Source organism: Dokdonia sp. (genome assembly GCF_039945015.1).
GTDB lineage: Bacteria > Bacteroidota > Bacteroidia > Flavobacteriales > Flavobacteriaceae > Dokdonia.
Window position 1 is genome coordinate 33,677 of the sequence record NZ_JBDUXP010000031.1, and the last position, 22,138, is coordinate 55,814.

Genomic DNA, 22,138 nt, shown 5'->3' on the forward strand with positions numbered 1-22,138 from the left:
ATGTCTGATTTTAAACGAGGTGTTTTTGGAGATTTTCTATATACATTATCAAATAAAAACTATAAAACATTACGTTTGTCTAGTATGGTATTAGACCATATGATTATGACATTTGTTATACTCATTCCAAGCTTTATTTTAATGTTTTTCTCAATTAAACTAGAGTATAGATTTGAATTTTTTTTATGGCCTATAATATTATTTATATACATGAATAAAGATTTTGTAAAAGGGCAAAGTATCAGCAAAAGAATATTAGGTTACAAAATTGTAAAATTGAATACTCAAAAAGAAGCTTCTATGCTTCAGTGCTATTTTAGAAATATTACTATTCCACTTATATGGCCTGTAGAAGTTGTCATATCATATTTTAGTACCACTCGAAGAATTGGAGATTATATCTCAGGAACAGAGGTTGTCAAATCTGATAAAAGACCTTGGGAATCTATATTTTCAGATATGAAAGAATTAAGGCCTACTATTCATATAATAGTACTTATAGCGGCTGGATTAATTTATGGATATATAATAAATAAATTTGTATGAAACACAAATTCACCTGTATTGACGCACATACTTGTGGGAATCCGGTTCGATTGGTCGCTCATGGAGGGCCTGAACTTATTGGGAAAACGATGAGCGAGAAACGCCAACACTTCCTTAAAGAATATGATTGGATCCGTAAAGGACTTATGTTTGAACCACGAGGTCACGATATGATGAGTGGGAGCATATTATACCCACCACATGATTCAGAAAATGATGTTGCTGTATTATTTATAGAGACTTCAGGATGTTTACCTATGTGTGGTCATGGAACCATTGGGACAATTACTATCGCATTAGAACAAGGATTAATTAAACCTAAAACAACTGGTAAAATTAATATGGAAGCTCCAGCAGGATTAGTTAAGATTGATTACCAGCAAACGGGAAATAAGGTAGACTGGGTAAAACTGACAAATGTTCCTTCTTATTTAGCAGCAGAAAATCTTACCATCGATTGTCCAGAATTAGGAGAGATTACTTTTGATGTTGCTTATGGAGGGAATTATTATGCGATTGTAGACCCGCAAAAAAACTTCTCTGGAGTACATGATTTTACAGCAAGTCAAATCATACAATACAGTCAGGTAGTAAGAGAACGTATCAATGCAAAATATCCAGATCAATTTATTCATCCAGAGAATAATACCATACGTGATGTTACACATATGCTTTGGACAGGAAATCCAATAGATCCAAAATCTTCAGGAAGAAATGCTGTTTTTTATGGAGATAAAGCAATTGATCGTAGTCCATGTGGGACAGGAACATCGGCTAGACTAGCACAACTATATGCAAAAGGAAGATTACAAATAGGAGAGGCGTTTATTCATGAGAGTTTTATAGGATCTACTTTTGTTGGTCGTGTAGAAAAAGAAGTCATGATAGGATCTCACAAAGCTATTATTCCAAGTATTCAAGGATGGGCACGTATTTACGGACATAACACCATTACTATAGATGAAGATGATCCATATGCATTTGGGTTTAGTGTAATCTAATCTTTATTATAATATGTATTTATGAGTACTCCTAATGAAGCAAATCGATGTCCTTGAGAAGTCTTAGGACTCATATTTACACTTCCTATAGTTAGATCATTAAGAACATCTTGTAGTTCAGAATAACCAAGATATTTATACGCCATGAGAATAGACTCCATAGGGAAATTATCTTCATTTAACTTTTCATTACCTAATGATCTAGAATATTTTCCGCCAAGACGTTGCCTTTTAATGATATGATTAATCGCTTTGTACATGGAGTGACGTACTACTTCTTTTTTAGGATGGTCGTCTGGCATGATTCTATATAAATTAACTAGCCCTCGAGTAATGATGCCATGGTAATGTATAAGTTGATTATGTGCATCATCCCACATTCCATTCTCAAGTTGAAATGCATGTATTCTTTCAAAATAGTCTAATGATTTTTTTAGATATTCTTCGTTATATTTTGGTGCTACAGCATTATATTCTGCAAGCGCCCATATAGCAAACCCATTAAAGTTTGCATTTACACTCGGGGATATATTTTTAACTAAATAATCACATAGTTTTTTGGCACTTTCTAAATATTTTTCAGCGTGCTTGTTTTGTAAGCGATATCCTGTTAACAGGGCAACGGCAGCAATGCTTCCTTCATACATAACAGACCCTTGATCAAAGGTAGCAGTATTACAATCGGAAAGACGATGTAATCCAAAACTGCCATTTTCTTCTTGGTCTCTAAGTAAGAAATCTAGTGCTGCTTCTGCTCGTTCTACATATACCTTATTTGGAATTACTTCATTTGCATTTAAGTACCCAATTACTGCATTTGCAGATAATCGTACCCAAGGACATCCATAGGGGTTTTTCCAAGTTCCAGGAGGTAATGTATCCTGACCATTACTGTAGTTTTTTTCCATAATCTTATGGAATGTTTCAAATCTTGATTGAAGACTTTGCAAAGATTTTCTAGATGTTACAGCATATTGTAAAGACGCAAACGAATCAATAGAAACTTCAGGATGGTACCATTCTGAATTGTTTTTTTTTAAGTGCATACTATCAAACCAAGCTTCCCCAGAATTACCAGAATATTCTATAATATACTCCATGTAATTATATCCATCAGGGACTGTTGTTATTATCGTTTTTTTGGACCAAATAGTATCTTTAGACCAGTTAGAGCTACTTTTAGAAGTATTTCCTTCCCCATCATAAAAAAGTAAGGCTATACGTACTCCTTTACCATTAATCTCTTGGGTCTTTATTTGTGCACTTAATTCATACGTCTCTTTTGGAATTACTGGAATACGATTAGATGCACTTCCATCGGCAGTGTATGGACCATAATAATACGCTGTATTTTGAATTCCAGATGTATTCATAAACTTAGCAGATGTTTTTCCATAAGGGAAAACAATACTGGAATCTCTTTCAGTAGTAGATATGGTATATGCATCTCCTAAACGAGGACGCCAAAAATCGGGTTTGTTGTTAGGTTGAACAACATCTGTCTCAAATCCAGAGTTGGTGATTAAATTTTCCTTCTTTATAGATATATTGTCAAACCAAAAACGTCCTTTTCCTTGAAAATCAACACGATATGTCATGTGTGTTGCATTTTCAGGCACGATAATAGCATTAATCCTTACTCTAGACCATTTTGTTTTATTAGCATATCTGGAATTTTTTGTAGATATAAGTGTTCCTTTAGCATCATAAAATAATACAGAAATTCTAGAACCTTTACCTTTAAATCTTTTACTAACTCTTGAATAACCTGAGACTGTATAGGTATCATTAGGATGTACGCTAATCATTTTTTTTTGATCACTTGCACCTGTCTCATTATTAAAATAATAAGCTATGTCGTGTTTTGATGTTCCTTTATAAGTTAGAGCCCCAGATCCGAGATACGTATATTTAGGATCTATTTCTATAGTAGAAAAACTCGGAGTTAGATTATTTTTTTGAAATCTATTTTTAGCTTTATGTATAATTGAAATACTATCTACTTCAAAACTAGATGTTATAAATGTAGAGGCATTTTTTGTTATTAACGTAAGAGAAAAATCATCTACCCAAGCGGTACCATTACCACGATAGAAAATACCTGCAGCGATTTGAGACACATTATGGGTGATTTTTGTGGATAATGTTACTTTTTTCCAACGACCTTCATCAGTAATAATAGATGTTTGAGGTTCATTTTCATCAAAACCCACAGTTTTACCTTTTCTATCTTTAAAAGAAAATTGACCATAAAGCCCTCTATTTAAACCAGATTTAAAATCTTTTGAAGTTTTAAAATAGAAACTTAGTTCATACTCTTGGCCTTCCACTACAGGAATATAATTGAGTGTCTTTCCATCTACCTCTCTATTTCCATAAAAATAGAGTGTCTTTATACCCTTTTTTGTATAATTAAACTTGGCAGATTGTTTGCCAATATAGGCTTCTGTAGTATCTATATGTTGGTATAAAGTGTCTTTATAGACATAGTTAGCAAGCCTTCCCGTACTATTTGTTTTTTCAAAACTACCGTTAGGTAAGAGTTGAGAAAAACAAACTGCAGGTAATATAATGATAATCAGATATATGTATTTTTTAAACACTGCTGCTACTCTTTTAAATTATTAAATGGGTTCTTTTTTTTAAAATGATTACTACCAATTAATACTCATAAAATTCACTTTAAAAATTAAATCTCAAGTTACCTCTATTCTGCTTTATTAATTGTAATAGTTTGATTATTTTTAATAGAGTAAAGTTAAATAAAATTGAAAAGAAATATTATCATCATAGGTGGCGGGGTCATAGGATTATCTTGTGCCTATTTCCTTCACAAGTCAGGACATAAAGTAACAGTAATAGACCAATCTAAAATGGATGGCGGTGCGTCATACGTCAATGCAGGATATCTTGCACCTAGTCATTTAATTCCTTTATCAGCACCTGGTGTGATGAAGCAAGGAATTAAATGGATGCTGGATAGTAAGAGTCCATTATATATTAAACCTCGATTAAATTCGGAGTTGATAAAATGGAGTTGGGCTTTTAATAAATCGTGTACCTCACAACACGTACAACGTGTGATCCCTGCAATGCGAGAAATTGCAGTTATGGGGCGTGATTTATATGGTCAAATTAAACAAGAAGAAGGATTTGATTTTCAGTTAGAGAAGAAAGGGCTATTGATGCTTTGTCAGACAGAGAAAACCCTTCACCACGAAGGAGAATTGGTCGAAATTGCTCAGAAAGAAGGATTAGAAGCTCGTATGCTTTCTATTGATGAGGTAAAAAAAATGATGCCAGATGCTCCTTTGGATATTATAGGAGCCACTTATTTTGAATGTGATCATCATACAACGCCTGGAGCCTTTATGAATGAGTTGAAAACCTATTTGGTTAATGAAGGCGTTGTGATTCGGCAGGAAGAAAAAGTGATTGATTTTGGTGTTGAAAAAAATAATATCACTTTCGTGAAAACTGATAAAGAGAAACTCAAAGCAGATGAATATGTTCTAGCAGCAGGATCTTGGGCGAGTATGCTTTCGCGAAAGCTAAACATTAACCTTTTGCTACAAGCAGGAAAAGGATATAGAGTTCAAACAACAACGCCCACAGGAATTACCTATCCATCTATTCTAGCCGAAGCGAAAATTGCAGTTACCCCTATGAATGGATTTACACGTTTTGCAGGAACTATGGAAATTGCAGGAATTAATAATCACATAAATACACACCGGGTAGATGCAATAGCAAATGGAGTACAACGGTATTTTCCAGAAGTCACCGTTACTCCTGAAGAAAAAGCGCAAGCGGCTAGTGGTCTTCGCCCTGTATCTCCAGATGGGATGCCATACATTGGGAAGAGTTCAAAGTGTAAAAACTTAACGATTGCAACCGGACATGCAATGATGGGATGGACTCTAGGACCTTCTACAGGAAAGCTCGTGCAAGAAGTGATTGATAATGTACAGCCTAGTGTAGAGATGACGTTATTTCATCCTGACAGAAAGTTTTAAAACACCTAATGATCATAATGACAGATATCACTATTCTTACGTGTAAAGCATTTTCCCAACCAGAAGAAATAACCCCTGATATAGCTACAATTCTTTATGAACGTAGTTTGTTGCAAGATGCATTAGAAAGACGAGGATATAAGGTGGCATGTACTTATTGGGATGACTCAAATTATGATTGGTCACAAACAAAGGCAATTATTTTTAGGACTATTTGGGACTATTTTGAACGTTATGATGAATTCTCTGTATGGTTAGATACTGTAAAAGATCAAACAAAACTTATAAACCCAGAGGCATTAATACGTTGGAATGTAGATAAGCATTACCTAGCCGATCTTGAAGCAAAAGGAATTGCAATTGTTCCTACAGCCTATGTAGATACTGGCGTATATCGCTCTATTGATACTGTCTGTAAAGAAAAAGGATGGACAGATGTGGTGATTAAACCTGCTATTGCAGGAACTGCTTTTCACACTCATAAAGTGATGGAGGTAAAGCGAGATTCTTTTGAAACATTATTTAAGAAGTTAGTAAGTGAGCGTGATATGCTCGTGCAACCTTTTCAAGAAACAATTACTAGTTTAGGAGAAGCATCGCTTATGATTCTTAATGGAAAATATACACACTCCATTCTTAAGAAAGCAAAAACAGGCGATTATCGAGTGCAAGGTAATTTTGGAGGAACGGTACACGATTATACACCAACTCCTGAAGAGATCGCTTTTGCAGAAAAAGTGTTTAGCACATGTGATCCTATGCCAGCATACGGACGTGCAGATATTATTTGGGATACAGATGGGGCTATTTTATTGGGCGAATTAGAAATTATAGAACCAGAATTATGGATTCGTAATTGCCCAGAAGCGGCAGAAGATTTTGCAGATGGAGTTATAGAATACTTAAACTAGGGTAATTAATTCTAAGTAAAGTAGTTAAGATTTTAAAGGGGATTAAATTCTTTATGCGAAGCAATAAAGCTTTGTTTGTACAGGCTGACAGCTCAAAATTACCACTCGTCGACACTTAACTACCATCCGTCGACACTAAAGATGTGATTTATCTAAAAAACAACCCTGACCACCTAGTATTATAGATATTTACATGAATATCTAAAAACTACAATTACACTTTGGGGACACAATCACTGCGCATTCTCTTGATAGAAGATGATACTATCGAGGTAATGAAGCTCAAAAGAGCGATCACAAAACTAGAGATGAATCATGACCTTATTGAGGCAGAAGATGGGGAGAAGGCACTAGAGATTTTAAAAACAATAGAGGCATTGCCAGATATTATTTTTTTAGATCTTAATATGCCAAAAATTAACGGCATAGAATTTTTGAAAATTGTAAAGGAAGATGCTGTATTAAGATATCTTCCAACAGTGATTTTAACAACATCAAATAATAGAAAAGATGTGTTAGAGTGCTATAAACATGGAGTTGCTGGATATATTATAAAACCGCTTAGCTATGAAGAGTATACCAAAAAAATTGGAATTGCTTTGTCGTATTGGAGTGAAAACGAATTAATAAAAGCATAATTAATAGTTAATGAAAGGAATTGTTTTTACAGAGTTTTTAGATCTAGTCGAACAAAAGTTCGGGCTAGAAATGGTAGATACTATTATTAATGAGTCAGACTTACCATCAAATGGAATCTATACATCTATAGGAACATATAATTTTTCTGAAATGCTTAGTCTTTTGACAAATCTAAGTAAGCGTACATCCCTTTCTATAGATGACCTACTTTTGGTATATGCCGAGCATTTTTTTGGAGTTGTTGGGAGAAGCTACCCTGGTTTTCTAGAACAATATAATGACCCTATTGAAATGATATCTTCTATAGAGAGTCATATTCATGTAGAAGTTCGCAAAATTTACCCTGATGCAGAGCTTCCTGTGTTTATTGTTGAAGAGAAAACAGAAAATTCTCTTGTTATGATTTATAAATCTAGCAGAGCAATGTATAGTTTTGGTAGAGGATTAATGAATAAAACTTTTGAGCATTTTAATGCAAAAGCAACTATCTTAGTAGAAAAGCTGAAAGAAGACGGTACCGAAGTCAAATTCAGTATTATACGAGATGAGTGAAGATAAGATTAAGATGTACGAGCGTGCCATTGCACGTGAAAAAGCAGCTAGAAAACAAGCTGAAGAAATTCTTGAAGAAAAGTCAAGAGAGTTATACCTACTGACACAGGAATTAAAAACGTCCAATGAAAAACTAGAACAACTTGTTTCAGAAACTACATCTGAATTAAAAGGGGTTTTTGATAATATCCTAGATTCTTATCTAGTGATGGATCTTAGTGGGAATGTTTTAAAGATGAACGATGCTGCTGTAGATTTTTTTGGATACGACATCAAGAAAGAAAGATTAAATGTTGCTTCATTAATCTATTATGAAGACATAAAATATGCTATGAATTCCTTTGCAGAGTTAACTGAAAAAGGATTTTTCACAGATTATAAAGCTCGAATATATACAAAACATAAAGAAGTTAAGTGGGTTCATATAAATGCAAGTATTATTTATAATGCAGATAATAAGCCTATTGCAGCCCAAGGAATCGTAAGAGATATTACAGAAGCCGAAAAAACAGCAGAAACCATACGAGAGCAACAATTTAAACTCGCTGCAATCGTAGATTATTCTAGTCTAGGAATTATCCTTACACAAGAGGGTAAAATTATTCAAACAAATAAAGCGGCACAAGATCTATTACAGTATACAGAAGAAGAATTTTTACAAATGCAAGTTAAAGATGTCTCTTTAAAAGAAGACTATCCTGAATCTGTGCATTTTATGGAACAAATGAATAGCAACAAGATAGATCATTTTATAATTAAAAAAAGATATCTCAAAAAAGACCGTACTACTATTTGGGCAAAAACAAATGTAGCTGCAGTTAGACTTGCAGATAAAACAATACGATATCAAGTAGCATTAATAGAGGATATTACAGAATCATTAAAAAATGAAGAAGATAGAAATAGACTTCTTGTTGAGTTAGAAAAGAGTAATGATGAACTAGAAGAATATGCCCATATTGTTTCCCATGATTTAAAATCTCCGCTTCGAAGTATTAATGCTCTTGTAAACTGGATCAAGGAAGATAATGAAGGTAATTTAAATCAAGATACATTAGAAAATCTAGGAATGATAGACATTACTCTAGAAAAAATGGAGCAATTAATTTCTGATGTTCTTGAATATGCCAGTATTAATAATGGTGATAAAAAGAATGAAAAAGTAAACATAAATGATGTCATTGATGATATAGAAAAATTACTCCATTTTCCAGAGCACATTGCATTAACAGTTAAGAATAAACTTCCAATACTTCATGCCGATCGCGTACGTATACAACAACTTTTTCAAAATCTAATCAGTAATGCTATACGATATATAGATAAAGAAAAAGGATATATAGAAATAGATGTTAAGGAGAAGAATAGTTATTATGAGTTTTCTGTAAAAGATAACGGAATTGGGATTGCCGATGAATTTCACGAGAAGATTTTTAAAATATTCCAGTCACTACATAAAAACAAAGAATCTACAGGTATTGGACTATCCATTGTAAAAAAGATTGTAGATTTATATCACGGTACTATTTGGTTAGAGAGCACAAAAGGAATAGGGACAACGTTTTATTTTACAATCAAAAAGTGAGAAAAGATGGAGCAACCTAATTTGAATTATATAAAAGAACTTGCTGCTGGAGATGTCACTTTTGAACAAAAACTCATACAGATAGTAAAAACAGAACTACCTGATGAAATTGCGACCTATGAGTTAAATATAAGTAATAACGCTTTTGCAAAAGCGGCCGAAAATGTACACAAACTTAAACATAAACTAGGAATCGTAGGTTTAGTCGAGGGATATGATCTTGCCATCTCTTTTGAAGAAGAACTCAAACTTGGAAAAAACGATTTAAAAGAACAATTTGACATCGTACTTTTATCTGTAGTACATTTTATAAATGATTTATAATCTGTAAATTGCCTAAACAAACATAAAAACCTCAAATGTTGAATTGTATAATTGTTGATGATGAAACTGCAGCGAGAACCATTGTGTCACATCTATGTAATCAAGTAGATTCTCTTCAGGTAATGGATGAATTCCCTAATGCGATGCAGGCTATAAAGTTCTTAAATAAGAATGATGTAGATCTTATATTTCTAGATATTCATATGCCTGACTTTACAGGTTTTGATTTTATAGATACTCTTAAAGATCCACCAAAAATAGTACTTACAACATCTGATAAGAATTTTGCGATCGAAGCTTTTGAGTACGATTGCATTATAGATTATCTCGTAAAACCTATAACGTTGCCTCGCTTTTTAAAGGCAGTACAAAAAGTAGAAAACGCTGCTACAGCGCCAACTTCAATAACAGCCGCCGCAACTCCATCAGGACAAGCAGATACCGTTTCTGAAAAAGAAATGTATGTTAATATAGATAGGAGATTGATCAAGATTGAATTTGAAAAAGTATATCTTATAGAAGCAAAGGGAGACTATATACTTATCAAAACAGAAGATAAAAATTATACCGTACATTCTACACTTAAGAAAATAGAAGAGAAACTTCCTGTCTCTCTTTTTCTAAAAGTACACCGTTCTTTTATTATTAATATTACTAAGATTGTAGATATAGAAGATAATAGTGTACTTATAGCACGTGATGTTATTCCAATAAGTAGGTCTAATCGTCCCGAACTTATGAAACGACTCAATCTTCTATAATACGATTCTAACGTTTTTTGCTTTCGCGAAACTACCTCGTCGGCAGACAGGAACATACATCTCTCCATAGACAATTCATCGACTTAGACATACCATAAGTCTACACTTTCTGTTTGTTTATCGAATTATAAAAAATAGAAGCCATAGAGCTTGTAATTTTGATGTATATAATAGATGCATTAGAAGGCGAGCACTACATGCATTATTAGGCCTATAACTTGATGAAAATTATACGAATAGGTTAAACAATTGAACTGGCTTATAGATCGATAGATATTAAGGGAAGCATAAGCACCACTAAGTTTCCTGTCTTGAAGATTAGAGTCAGTTCTTATTTATGTTATTCCCAATAGATTACTTCAACAAAAAATAAAAACCCAATACGGTAGCAAGACAGTAGGGTATGTAGCGCCACAACTTGTTGTAGGGATATATACCTATACTATTGTAGATGATACTCAAAGGCGATTTCATGGGCGCTTTCTGATTAAATAAATGAGATGAATTTTTGAATTTGGGTTTTTATGAAAAGGCTCTCACAGATTTGTGAGGGCTTTTTTTATGATTCTTTTTTTGCTTTCGCGAAAGCGTACCTATCTCAAAATTAACTCGTCGATATTAAAATACCATTCGTCTATAGTTAGTGCCACCTATAACGAATTTTATAAAATAAGGAGCCTCTCCAAACTACATTTGGGGTATACAAAACAGAATAACCATGAAAAAAATATTACTTACAGTCATTGCTTTTGTAACAATGACATTACAAGCACAAGACATCCCTTTTAATTGCGATTATAGTGCATACTTATTTCAATACAATGATGTATATGCGATAGATTTAGCTTCAGGAAACTCATATCTAGCAGCCTCAGATATTACAGAAGGAAATATCAATGCGGCTGGATATAATCCAACAGACGGATATATATGGGGATCATTATCATCACCTTCAAAATCAATAGTACGTATAGGAAAAAACTTTACAACCACTACTTTTTATGTATATGAATTATCAAGCGGGAATAGATATATAGGAGATGTAAGTATAGATGGGGTTTATTATTTAAAATCAGGAGGAACAACCTATTATAAAATAGATGTGCATCCAGAATCTGCAAATTATGGTGGATATATCTCAACCGAAAGTTTGTCTCAAGGAATGAGTATTCATGATTGGGCTTTTAATGCAGTAGATGGTAATTTATACACAGTAGAAAAGAATACGAACATATTATATAGAATTGACCCAACAAATGGAGATGTACAATCTCTTGGCGAAGTGCCTATACTGTCGGGTTTAAATTATACCTATGGGGCTGTGTATTTTGACGCTTCGGGACGTTTTTATGTGTCTGCAAATCAAACAGGAACTATCTATGTAATTCAAAGTGTACAAGATCTTGATGGGACAAATGCTATGGATTCAAACCTATTTGCTTTCGGACCTTCAAGTGCTAGTAATGATGGCGCACGTTGTCCAACGGCTCCTGTATTACAAGAAATTTGTGATAACGGAATAGATGACGATGGAGATGGACTGGTAGATTGTGAAGATCCTTCTTGTTCTGGATATGGTAATTGTGAAGAAATTACAGTTCCTGTTTCAGGAGCTAATGAAGGAGGTCTAGAAAGTAATAACAGACTCTCAGATGCAATTAATAAACGTAATTACAATCGTGCAAAAACAAGTTATAGATTTAATAGAGCACTAGCTCAACGTGTTGAGAAAACAGCAGACTACGGAGAGAGAAATGCAGATAACAATATACAGTTAGAAGATTTTATACCCCTTGAAGTAATTTCTGAAGAGTATGTTGTTGAGTCTACGCCAGCAGATCTTATCAATATCACCAATGCAACAGAGGTATATTCTGTAGACTATATAAAAGATGAAACATCAGTAGCATCTATCCTTGCTTTAAAAACTGAAGATGGTGTATATGAGCATACAAAGTATATCTGTGACCGTTTATTAGGAGCCGAGTTAATCTCTGTCTCTACCATAGATATTAATGAGCAACCATTTATAAAATCACTTATAAAAAATGTAGATGGTACAGTAGAATTTGTCTTAAGCCTTTCGGCGAAAGCTATATCAAATGACACCGAATTTGCAATAGAAAGCCATTGGAACCTAGATCAATATGAAGACAATGCGAGCTATTATAATTTCCAGATCTGGTCAAACTCAATAGATGATTTATATCTGTTAGGAGAAGAAGTATTGAATCTTTTAAATATAGAAAAACCAATTTCATCATATAACAATTCAACACCTCCTACTGTTTTTGTGAGAAAAGGTGCCTATGTGAATGGAGCGTTGGACTTACAAATTATAAATACTAATGTAACAGAAGCAATAACTTTTGATGCTGGAATACGAGTTACAGAAACAAGTGAGATAGAGACGATGACCTCTACGATTAATTTACAAGGAAACTATATTACAGATATTACTGTAGATACTGGAAACTTATTTGATATAGGGTTTAGAATTGGTGATGGTGTAGCGACTCCAGATGATCTATTTATGTCTGATGGACCATGGGGAATAGATGATAGTCAGCCTAGTACTACGATACAAGAATATATAGTTTCTCCTAACGCAGAAGCCTTTGAAACGGATGTACTACCTATAGAAAGAAATGTACATCTAGAAGCAACAACCAGTACATATGTTGCAGCATACAGAGCATTAACCCCTCGATTTAAATCAGTAGATGTAACAGCTTATAACAGCTTTGCACTAGAAGCTAGAGGAACAGGAAGTTTAGAAATCACGTTTGTAAAACAGAGTATAGAAGCTTGGGAAGATCAATATAGAGCAACAATTAGTTTAACAGATGCATTTCAAAATTTTGTAATCCCTGTAAATGATGTTGTACTAGATGATGTAGTAACCATAGTTTTTACAATGATTTCTGAAAATGGACAGGTAGCAACTAAAGAAATGGATATACAGCAAATACGTTTTTCAAATGAAACAACACTAGCTACAGATACTTTTAATACAGAAGTTACAAGTCTTAAAAATTATCCAAACCCTTTTACACAACAAACAACAATACAACTACCGCAAACTTCAAATAGCATACATATTATAGTATATGATATGCTAGGAAGAGTGGTAGATCAACAAGAAATAAATACCCAATCGAGTAGTCAAACAGTAACTTACAATGCACCTCAATTACGTACAGGTATATATATCTATACAATTACGGATGAGGATCAAAAGCAATATAATGGACGATTTATAATAAAATAGTGAATAGTAGTTTTTAAGTTGATTTTTTATGGTGAGAAGTCTCCGCAGAGTAGTGTCTGTGGGGACTTTTTTTATTACTTCTATTCTTTTGTCTGAATTCTTTCTCCATCCCTAAAATTCTAATTTCATGAACAGTTTCATATGCCGCAGTAGTTCGCATAATATCTATTTCTTGTTGGTTAAGTTTTCCTGACATATACACACTGTAAAACATAGTTTTGCAGTGTACTTGCCTTTTAAAAAACATTGTTAGATTTTGCGGGTTTAATAGACAATTCTTCGGTCTTAGTAAAACGAGGGCATTCTTTATTAGATCTAGCTCTTAATAGAGTTGAGTTAATTCCTATGGTAAGATTGATATTTACAGTCTTACCAACTGACATTAATAAAGTAATGATGTCATTTATGTGTGTTGATTGTAAATTAAACTTTATTAATTGATTTATTGCTCTGTTTAAATCTTCCAAACTAGTGATTTGTGAATTCTGTAATCATACACATGTTTTATTATTTACAATAAGCAATTAAGAATAATAAATTACCATGTTCAAAACTTTGAAGTAGGCTTTTGCCAGCTCTTGCATTTGATTGTGCTTTGCTTTTTCCAAGAATAGGGATTACGTCATTAGATAAGTTATATACTAAATGAGTATCCATTATAGCTTTTGAAAAACCTTTGTTCCATATAATATTTTCAATCTTAACAGTTACTTGGATTATTGAATCTGAAGGAAAACTATGACTGTTTTTTAAAATAAGTTTAGTGTTAGTTTTTTTGCTTAATTCTTCTAGCGACTCTTTAAAAATACTTTTGTAGTTAAGTTTTTTTCCTTTTGATAGAGAAAAATAATCATTCTTAAATGTTCCTTCTGATTCAATTCTCACAAAGTTACTTGATTCATCCCAAACAAAATGTATAGCCTTATCACAATTTGACTTAGGAATCAGTGTATTCATTTTTCTATTGGAAGAACATCCAATAATTACAAAACAAGTAAATAGAGATAAAAAAAAAGCATTCTTTTTCATAGATTAAATCATTGGGTTTTTTTAAATATTACATAGTAGTCTTGTGTATGAAACGTAGCGTGTAAAATGCATTATTTTTTTGAATTAACACAGCGTCAATTTTTTATATTTTGTTTTTAACGTTACCACTCTATCATACTTATTCCTTGAATTCCAAATTGCAATGCCATAATCAGAAACGTAAATATAATTCCGATTATTAATGCAAAAATAATTTGTACTATTTTCAATTCAGTTTTTAGAGTTTTGTCATCTGAGATTACTTTGGTTCCTGCAAGATAATCTCCAATTCTACATTCGGGTGAGAAAAGTAAAAAAATCACTTCTATTGGCCAAAACACTAATGTTATATTTCTAATAACTGACTTTATCGGATTTGCTATTTCTCCTGTCTTATTGTTAACTATTACAAGTCCAAGAATTCTTTTGGCTGGACTTTTTCCTTTAATTACATTTTTATTAAAATAGATAGAGAAAATCATTAACCCAAAAAATATTGGGATAATCACAAACCATTCAGGTAAATCAGAATTAGAAGGATTTCCGACTATTAAGTACCCAATTCCTATAAGAATAAACATAATTATTACAATCCCAAAAGTCATAATGAAATGGTCTAAAAGCATTGATGCTATTCTAATTCCTATATTTTTGTTTTTTTCAGGTGTCACTTTTTAGCTTGTTGTCAACTATCGTATAAAGTTACTTTTTCTATTTTAAGTTTTTTAAGAATAGAGGATATTTATACTTAAGTAAAAAGAAATTGTAATAAATCAAAACACGCTATAATTCAAAATTTTTGAATTATAGCGTGTTAAGTACTAAATTGGCAAGTAGTATATCTGGAGTTTTGACTTATTCTCCAATCTTAAACAATGGCTTGTCTAATACTTGCCATCTCAATTTTACACCCACTTCTGTAAATTCGAAACCAGCAGCCGTTTCTGAAGCGATGGTACTATATTTTCCATACCCACCTACTTGGAAACGTTCAGAGATGTTATATGTAAAGGTTGCTTCTGCTCTAAAAAGACTCGTCGCACTATTGTTTTCTATAAACTGATATCCTCCAGCAACATTTGCACTATATGACCAGTTCCCTTTGTTCCCTTGAAGATCTATAAAGGCTTCTAATGCCTGGTATTTAGAAGGACTAAAATATAAGGTAGGAACTTGATTCTTGAATCCTAAATATTGATAATTAATTCCTCCTTTTATCGCTGGACGTTTTGTAAATGTATAGTATAAAGATGTAAATAATAAGTTACGCGTATTTCCATCAGTTTGTGTGGTGTAGGTATATCCGGTATACCAACCCAGATTGATGTTTGTTCCCATATTGTAATTAAGAGAGTAGTTATTCATAAAGATTTTCTCATCAATAAGAGACGCATTAAAGTTTTGTAACTCTCTGCTATATCCTACTTTTAAGTATTGTAATGGTAATGGCCTAGAAGTTAAAAATAAAGATCCATTTACATCGGTATACTCATTTGACGGGGCATTAGCTTTTACAAAACCAAGAGTGCTTTCTAACCAAGTGTTATTGAGTACACGATAGTGAGCACCTATAGCAATATTTGTGTTGTACGCCATTTCTTGACTCACCATATTTTCTGTAGTTCTGTATCCATACTGAAGGATTGTTTTAAAACGTTCAGAAAAAGGAATGGTTGCAGTTGCAGTGACAGTGTATGCTTCGTTATTTCCATTATCTGCCGTATAGGCTGCATTTGTGTTTACGACTGGAGAAAGTGTATTCTCAATAATATTTATTAACCCTTTGGCATCTTTTTGATTCGGATAATACTCTAATGTCTTTTGGGCGTACGTATATGCCTTTGTAAGATTTCCTTGTGCTCTGTATGCATTTGCAATCCCAAGATTCCCATCAAAAGATGTAGCATCTTTTAAAAGAATCGTTTTATAAGCAGCAATACTTTTTTTGAAATTACCTGTATATAGGCCATAGGTGGCAAGTAAGCTTGATACGTTATTGTTTTCTGGATATGCTACTGATAATTTGTTGATCTCTTGTTGTGCTTGTGCGTATTTGCCATTCCATAATAAGGCTTGAATATAACGCTCCTTAGCTATAAATATCTTTGTGCTATCTACAGTGTTTCTAGAAGCAATTACAGCATTTTTTGCTAACTCTAAAGCCTCTTTTTCTTTATGGTTGTTATGAGCAACAAGCGCTTGTCCTGTGTAAGAACCAATCGTGTCTGTCATTGTTTTGTATACCTCTTGTGCTTTTGGGTAGTTCTTCTGTAAAAGGTAATTGTTTGCTAATACGTTTTGAGTGTCTTGGTCTTTAGGGAAATCAACTAGGTTTTCTTCTAGAAGCATTACTGCGGGATCATATACTTCTTCTTGCATTAAGACAGATGCTTTCCCAAGACGCATATATTTACGAGAGACAAGTGCATTACCATTATCTGGTTGTACACTTAATGCCTTATTTACATACTGTAAAGCTTCATCATATGCTTTAAGGTTAGAGAGTGTATTTGCATACCCTAATAAAGCAGCAAAGCTATCCGATTGTTGTGTGATCAATGTTTTGTAAAATGTACGGGCTTCTTGGTAGTCTTTATTCCATAATAAAGATTCGGCATAATTTAAAGCCACTTCAAAATCGGTAGGGTAGTCAGATTTTAAAGTTGTAAATAATGCTTTTGCGGCTGTCGTTTTTCCGTTGAGACCCAAAGCACGACCATAACATAAACGTGCTGTTTTATTAGTAGGATACTCTTTTACAATAACTGTAAAAAAAACTTCAGCTTTTTTGTATTGACCCGTTTCTAAATAGGTAAACCCAGTTTGCATTTCTTGTGCCTGGCTATACATTCCTATAAATAGTAGTGTTATGGTAAGTAATGATCTCATGGTGATTGTTTTACAGTAGCAAGGTACGTGTGAGTAGGGATGATACAATCTATAGATAACTACCATTCATCGAAGGTAAATGGCATCTCACGGCTAGTTACTCGGAGCGCACATCAAGTAGAGCGTGATGTGTCACTATAATGGACAAATTATAAGAGTATTATTGTTGTTTTTTTGATGTTTCTGTTATACGCTTTCGCGAAAGCGCACTCCTTATGAATACAATTTTGGTTATAAAGTTGATTTCTTACCACTGGACTATAGCTAGTGCCCACTCGTCGAAAAACAACAGCATACCCACACTTCATATCCCATATTTGTACCAGAATTAAAACACAGACACTATGGAATTTACAGTAATTACAAACCGAACTCATCTTAAACTTGTACACAAGACAACACATGATAAAGAAAGTCAAGATGTGTTACATATAGTCTATAGACGTACAGAAACACCAGTTTACTACCTATCTAGATAAAATAAATAACGTTTAAACATACACTACTATGACACTTACTATCAAAGAAATTAACAGGGTACATTATATCAAAGGAGTATATCAAAAAGATCAATTAAAAACGATTAAATGTTACATCCTAGATAAATTACAAAACGGAAATTCTGTGATGGTCAATCTAAGCGAACTTCAAGATGAGCGTCACGAGATTGTATATATGTTACAACGACTTAAAATGATATTGACCAATAGAAGACAATTGCAGTATTACACTATTGCTGCTTAAACCTACGCAATTTACACTACCATAAAAACAGCTTCCATGCAAACACTAACCAGACATTTTAAAACTCGTATTACGCCAGAGCAGTTTTTTATGATAAGTGTCTTTCTTGTCAATGGCGGAAACTATTTGTACAACTTAGTACTAGGACGTTTATTAGGTCCCAAGGCTTTTGCAGACGCAGCAATACTTATTACATTATTACTGGTGTTATCTTTTATAGCAATGACGTTTCAGCTTGCAGTAGCAAAATTTACAGTTATTTTTGAATCTGCTATATTACATCGTTTTATCAGAATGTGTTATACATATGCTGTTTCTTTTGGTCTTGCCTTAGGTGCAGGAATCGTAGGGTTTGCAAAAGAATTGCAAACTATTTTTCAAACAGAATCTTATGTGATGTTTGTTATTTTTGGAATAGCAGTTCCTGTTTATTTTATTATGAGTGTGCGTAGAGGAGAGTTGCAAGGAAGTAAAGACTTTACTCGCTTATCTATTACGTATCAATTAGAAATGTTCAGTAGGTTGGCCATTACTTTTTTATTACTTATTACATTTCAAATTACTTCTTCTGTAGCAGTATCTATAGGTATTGGAATTTCATTTCTTGCAGGTGTTTTTCCGTTTAAAAAGAAAGGCAATACGATATATCCAAGGATCCAGTTATCTGCAAAGGATAAAAAAGCAATCTTACATTTCTTTATACTTACCGGATGTTATGAGCTTACTCAGATTATTTGTAATAACAGTGACATTTTACTGGTAAAGCATTATTTCCCATCTAGTGTTGCAGGGCTTTATGCCTCATTAGCTTTAATAGGACGTGTTGTTTACTTTGTGACTTGGATGTTTGTCATGTTATTATTGCCTACTGTGGTAGACAAAAAGAAAAAAGGAGAAGACACAAAACCAGTACTTCTTAAATACACAGGATATATTATTCTTCTAGCAAGTGCCATTGTAGGATTTACATTTTTATTCCCTGTGTTTTCTGTGCAATTATTATTTGGAGAGGCGTATACATCTATAGCTCCTTTACTAGGTTGGTATGCACTGGCAACATCCTTTTTTGCAGTGTCTAATATTTTTGCATACTATTTTCTGTCACTAGATCACTATAAACCTATACTTATAGCTGCTTTTATGGGAATCATGCAAATAGTTCTTATCGTTCTTTTTCACGATACTTTATTTCAAGTTGTGTATATGCAAGTCATAGCAATGGCATTATTACTCGTATTTCAAGTAAGCTATTTCTTCTTAAAAAAGAGTATGCTGTAAGTATTTAGAAGCCTATTATTCTACTACTTGAACACCTTTCCAAAAAGCAACGTGATTTTTGATGCCTTTTGCTAGTTCGCTTACTTCTGGATAGAACCAAGCAGCATTTGCATTTTCTTTTCCGTTTACCTCTAATGTATAGTAATGCGCTTGTCCTTTCCATGGGCATACAGAGTGGAGATCACTAGAGGTGTAAAATTCTTTTTTGATACTATCGTGTGGGAAGTAATGATTCCCTTCGATAACTACGGTATTATTACTTTCGGCAATAACAGTGTCGTTCCAGATTGCTTTCATATTGTTTATATTTTAAGTACGTCTATTTTTTTTCGAATAGATAGTTTTTATAATATCCTTTACTGTCTATAAATTGATCTACAATTTGTAATCCTGCTTCACTTGCTAGCCAACTCACAATAGCATCGTCATATTTCTGACTAATTTCTGTATGTATGGTTTCCCATGCCTTGAAGTTTACTTCTAGTTCAAGCGCATTGATATATACTTGTTGCTCTTTTTTACTTACAAGGTAACTTTTTGCAGTTCCTGTTTCTGGATCGTATACTTCCCAATGTAAAAATTGGTCTACATCAAAGTTAGCGTCCATCTCATGATTAATCCTATGTAATACATTTTTATTAAAAGCAGCTGTGATACCTTCTTTATCATTATAGGCATCTAGAATTGTTTGCGGATTTTTCTTTTGATCAAACCCCATAAATAAAAGGTCGTTGGCGTTCATCCCTTTTCGGATATTTGCTAAAAACTCTATAGCCATAGGATGTAATAAATTACCAATGTTTGATCCTAAGACCATAATCACTTTTTTACGAGTATTATAATGTACTAGATCATCCAATACTTCAAAATATGTTCCTTGTTGAGGTTTGATGTCTATTCCAGGAATTTCTTCTTCTACACTCTTTTTTAAACCATCGAGTACATTCTGACTAATGTCAATAGGAAGATATGTAAAATCAATATTTTCTTGCGTTAGATAGTTTAATAACACCTTTGTTTTCTTCCCATCTCCTGCACCCAACTCAATAAGATCAAATCCATTACTTCCTTTAAAATAATTACTTATAGCTTCTTTTTGAGAAGATATGATCTCGTGTTCACTATTGGTGAGATAATAAGTAGGCATTGCCATTATATCTTGAAAAAGTGCATCTCCTTTTTTATCATAAAAGTATTTTGATGATAACGTTTTAGGAAAAGAAGTTAACCCTTGAGTGACGTCTTTTGCAAAAGTAGATGTAAATGTGATTGTTTTTGTAGTCATAATATAATGGTCGTAATTGGGTGTTTTTTCTTTCAGTTATTTTACAAGGCGTAGCCCTGTAAATTGCCAGCGTAATCCTGTTTGAAAGAAGTTGCGATATGTTGAACGGGTATGATTATTTGAGGTTGCCACAGAACCACCTCGGAGCACTTTTTGATTTACCATAAATTTACCGTTATATTCTCCTAAAGCACCAGGTTCTTTTGCATATCCAGGATAGGGTAGATAGGCACTTTCTGTCCATTCCCATCGTTGTCCCCAATTAAATTGTGTTTGAGCTATTTCCCACTCAAATTCTGTAGGTAATCGCATATTTTTCCATTGAGCATAGGCAAAAGCTTCATAATAGGAAATATGAACTAGAGGCGCTTCTAGATCTATTTTCTGTAAGCCTTTAAAAGAGTAATGATACCAATTATCATTAATAAAATGCCAATATAAAGGTGCCTGTATTTTTTGTGTTTGTACCCAGTCCCAACCTTCGGCATGCCATAATAAGGTTTTCTTATAACCATCTGCTTCTATAAAGGCTATAAATTCTCCATTAGTAACTAGTTTATTTGAAATCTCAAAGTCATGAAGGTACACTTTATGTCTGCCTAGTTCATTATCATAACAAAAATCATTGCCTTGATGTCCTATTTCATAAATACCTTCAGGAATTGCTATCCAATCTTGTGTATGATTTTCGGTAGTACTTTCAGAAAAATTCCCATCATATGCAGGCATTAGAGGATTATTTCCTAAAATGTATTTAATATCTGTAATAAGGAGTTCTTGATGTTGTTTCTCATGATGGATACCTATGGTCATCAATTTTACGATCTCATCATTGGTAGTTTCTTCGAGGAGTTCTATGAGTGCTTGGGTTACATAATTGCGATATGCATATACTTGTGTAACGGTAGGTCTTGATAAATTTCCTCGATCTGTGCGTACTACTCGTTTTCCTATGCTTTCATAATAGCTATTAAAAACAAAGGCAAAATCGTCACTAAAAATAGTGTATCCCGGTTTGTGATGTTTTAAAATAAATTCTTCAAAAAACCAAGTAGTATGTCCTAAGTGCCATTTTGGAGGTGATACGTCTACAATAGGTTGTACAACATAGTCTTCGGTTTGTAATGGAGCGCAGATAGTTTCTGTGTGTGCTCGCGTTTCTTTAAAAAAATCGAGTAGTGTTTTGGTCGTTATCATAGCAAAAAGAGTGACTTTGTGGGTCACTCTCAAAGTTACTAATTTTATACGCTTTCGCGAAAACGGACCCGCGTTAATACATCGTTAAAAGTCTCTTGAGGTAATAATAG

20 protein-coding genes are annotated in these 22,138 nt (G+C 33.3%); 13 read left to right on the top strand and 7 right to left on the bottom strand.

Annotated elements, in window-relative coordinates:
• On the top strand, window positions 1-546 hold the full coding sequence (locus tag ABJD27_RS22305; protein ID WP_348169468.1) for an RDD family protein: 546 nt from the start codon (window positions 1-3) through the stop codon (window positions 544-546).
• The gene (locus ABJD27_RS22310; RefSeq protein WP_348169465.1) at window positions 543-1,547 is read left to right on the top strand and encodes a 4-hydroxyproline epimerase; all 1,005 of its coding nucleotides are present in this window, start codon (window positions 543-545) and stop codon (window positions 1,545-1,547) included. The genes ABJD27_RS22305 and ABJD27_RS22310 overlap by 4 nt, the downstream gene beginning before the upstream one ends.
• On the opposite strand, the gene ABJD27_RS22315 is transcribed toward ABJD27_RS22310, so the two are convergent.
• A complete protein-coding gene (locus tag ABJD27_RS22315; protein ID WP_348169462.1) occupies window positions 1,544-4,150 on the bottom strand; it encodes a hypothetical protein in 2,607 nt (868 codons plus the stop codon). The two genes, ABJD27_RS22310 and ABJD27_RS22315, sit on opposite strands and share 4 nt — an antisense overlap.
• Before the next feature lie 165 nt (window positions 4,151-4,315).
• Between ABJD27_RS22315 and ABJD27_RS22320 the strand changes: the two genes are divergently transcribed.
• The 8 genes from ABJD27_RS22320 (at window position 4,316) to ABJD27_RS22355 (ending at window position 13,606) form a co-directional block, all read left to right on the top strand.
• Window positions 4,316-5,563 carry an FAD-dependent oxidoreductase gene (locus tag ABJD27_RS22320; RefSeq protein WP_348169459.1) on the top strand — a complete coding sequence of 416 codons (1,248 nt, stop codon included), beginning with the start codon at window positions 4,316-4,318 and terminating at the stop codon, window positions 5,561-5,563.
• 17 nt (window positions 5,564-5,580) lie between these two features.
• Window positions 5,581-6,474 carry a hypothetical protein gene (locus tag ABJD27_RS22325; RefSeq protein WP_348169456.1) on the top strand — a complete coding sequence of 298 codons (894 nt, stop codon included), beginning with the start codon at window positions 5,581-5,583 and terminating at the stop codon, window positions 6,472-6,474.
• 221 nt (window positions 6,475-6,695) lie between these two features.
• Entirely contained in the window at window positions 6,696-7,112 is a 417-nt protein-coding gene (locus tag ABJD27_RS22330) for a response regulator (RefSeq protein WP_348169453.1), read from the top strand.
• Window positions 7,113-7,122: 10 nt separating this feature from the next.
• Window positions 7,123-7,665: a heme NO-binding domain-containing protein gene (locus ABJD27_RS22335; protein ID WP_348169450.1), complete on the top strand. Its 543-nt coding sequence runs from the start codon at window positions 7,123-7,125 to the stop codon at window positions 7,663-7,665.
• Complete coding sequence (locus tag ABJD27_RS22340; protein WP_348169447.1) at window positions 7,658-9,250, top strand: PAS domain S-box protein; 1,593 nt, start codon at window positions 7,658-7,660, stop codon at window positions 9,248-9,250. The genes ABJD27_RS22335 and ABJD27_RS22340 overlap by 8 nt, the downstream gene beginning before the upstream one ends.
• Before the next feature lie 6 nt (window positions 9,251-9,256).
• Window positions 9,257-9,574, top strand: a complete 318-nt coding sequence (locus tag ABJD27_RS22345) for an Hpt domain-containing protein (protein WP_348169444.1) — start codon at window positions 9,257-9,259, stop codon at window positions 9,572-9,574.
• Between the two features lie 38 nt (window positions 9,575-9,612).
• Window positions 9,613-10,335: a LytTR family DNA-binding domain-containing protein gene (locus ABJD27_RS22350; protein WP_348169524.1), complete on the top strand. Its 723-nt coding sequence runs from the start codon at window positions 9,613-9,615 to the stop codon at window positions 10,333-10,335.
• A gap of 718 nt (window positions 10,336-11,053) precedes the next feature.
• Window positions 11,054-13,606, top strand: coding sequence for a T9SS type A sorting domain-containing protein (locus ABJD27_RS22355; protein WP_348169441.1), 2,553 nt, complete (start codon window positions 11,054-11,056; stop codon window positions 13,604-13,606).
• A gap of 507 nt (window positions 13,607-14,113) precedes the next feature.
• On the opposite strand, the gene ABJD27_RS22360 is transcribed toward ABJD27_RS22355, so the two are convergent.
• The 3 genes from ABJD27_RS22360 to ABJD27_RS22370 form a co-directional block, all read right to left on the bottom strand.
• Entirely contained in the window at window positions 14,114-14,635 is a 522-nt protein-coding gene (locus ABJD27_RS22360; protein WP_348169438.1) for a hypothetical protein, read from the bottom strand.
• 122 nt (window positions 14,636-14,757) lie between these two features.
• Window positions 14,758-15,306: an RDD family protein gene (locus ABJD27_RS22365; protein WP_348169435.1), complete on the bottom strand. Its 549-nt coding sequence runs from the start codon at window positions 15,304-15,306 to the stop codon at window positions 14,758-14,760.
• 184 nt (window positions 15,307-15,490) lie between these two features.
• Window positions 15,491-17,524 (bottom strand): tetratricopeptide repeat protein, encoded by a 2,034-nt coding sequence (locus ABJD27_RS22370; protein ID WP_348169432.1) that lies wholly within the window; start codon window positions 17,522-17,524, stop codon window positions 15,491-15,493.
• Between the two features lie 344 nt (window positions 17,525-17,868).
• On the opposite strand from ABJD27_RS22370, the gene ABJD27_RS22375 reads away from it, so the two are divergent.
• From ABJD27_RS22375 to ABJD27_RS22385, 3 genes are read left to right on the top strand one after another with little or no spacing between them, the layout of a single operon-like run.
• Entirely contained in the window at window positions 17,869-18,003 is a 135-nt protein-coding gene (locus ABJD27_RS22375) for a hypothetical protein (RefSeq protein ID WP_348169429.1), read from the top strand.
• A gap of 28 nt (window positions 18,004-18,031) precedes the next feature.
• The gene (locus tag ABJD27_RS22380; protein WP_348169426.1) at window positions 18,032-18,268 is read left to right on the top strand and encodes a hypothetical protein; all 237 of its coding nucleotides are present in this window, start codon (window positions 18,032-18,034) and stop codon (window positions 18,266-18,268) included.
• 36 nt (window positions 18,269-18,304) lie between these two features.
• Complete coding sequence (locus ABJD27_RS22385) at window positions 18,305-19,546, top strand: sugar isomerase (protein ID WP_348169423.1); 1,242 nt, start codon at window positions 18,305-18,307, stop codon at window positions 19,544-19,546.
• A gap of 15 nt (window positions 19,547-19,561) precedes the next feature.
• Here the strand turns inward: ABJD27_RS22385 and ABJD27_RS22390 are convergent, their stop codons facing one another.
• Genes ABJD27_RS22390 through egtB form a run of 3 tightly spaced genes read right to left on the bottom strand, consistent with a single transcriptional unit; the run spans window position 19,562 to window position 22,028 of the window.
• Window positions 19,562-19,843: a DUF427 domain-containing protein gene (locus tag ABJD27_RS22390; protein ID WP_348169420.1), complete on the bottom strand. Its 282-nt coding sequence runs from the start codon at window positions 19,841-19,843 to the stop codon at window positions 19,562-19,564.
• A gap of 22 nt (window positions 19,844-19,865) precedes the next feature.
• Window positions 19,866-20,831 (bottom strand): L-histidine N(alpha)-methyltransferase, encoded by a 966-nt coding sequence (locus ABJD27_RS22395; protein ID WP_348169417.1) that lies wholly within the window; start codon window positions 20,829-20,831, stop codon window positions 19,866-19,868.
• Window positions 20,832-20,867: 36 nt separating this feature from the next.
• Entirely contained in the window at window positions 20,868-22,028 is a 1,161-nt protein-coding gene (egtB, locus tag ABJD27_RS22400) for an ergothioneine biosynthesis protein EgtB (RefSeq protein WP_348169414.1), read from the bottom strand.
• Window positions 22,029-22,138 lie beyond the last annotated feature (110 nt).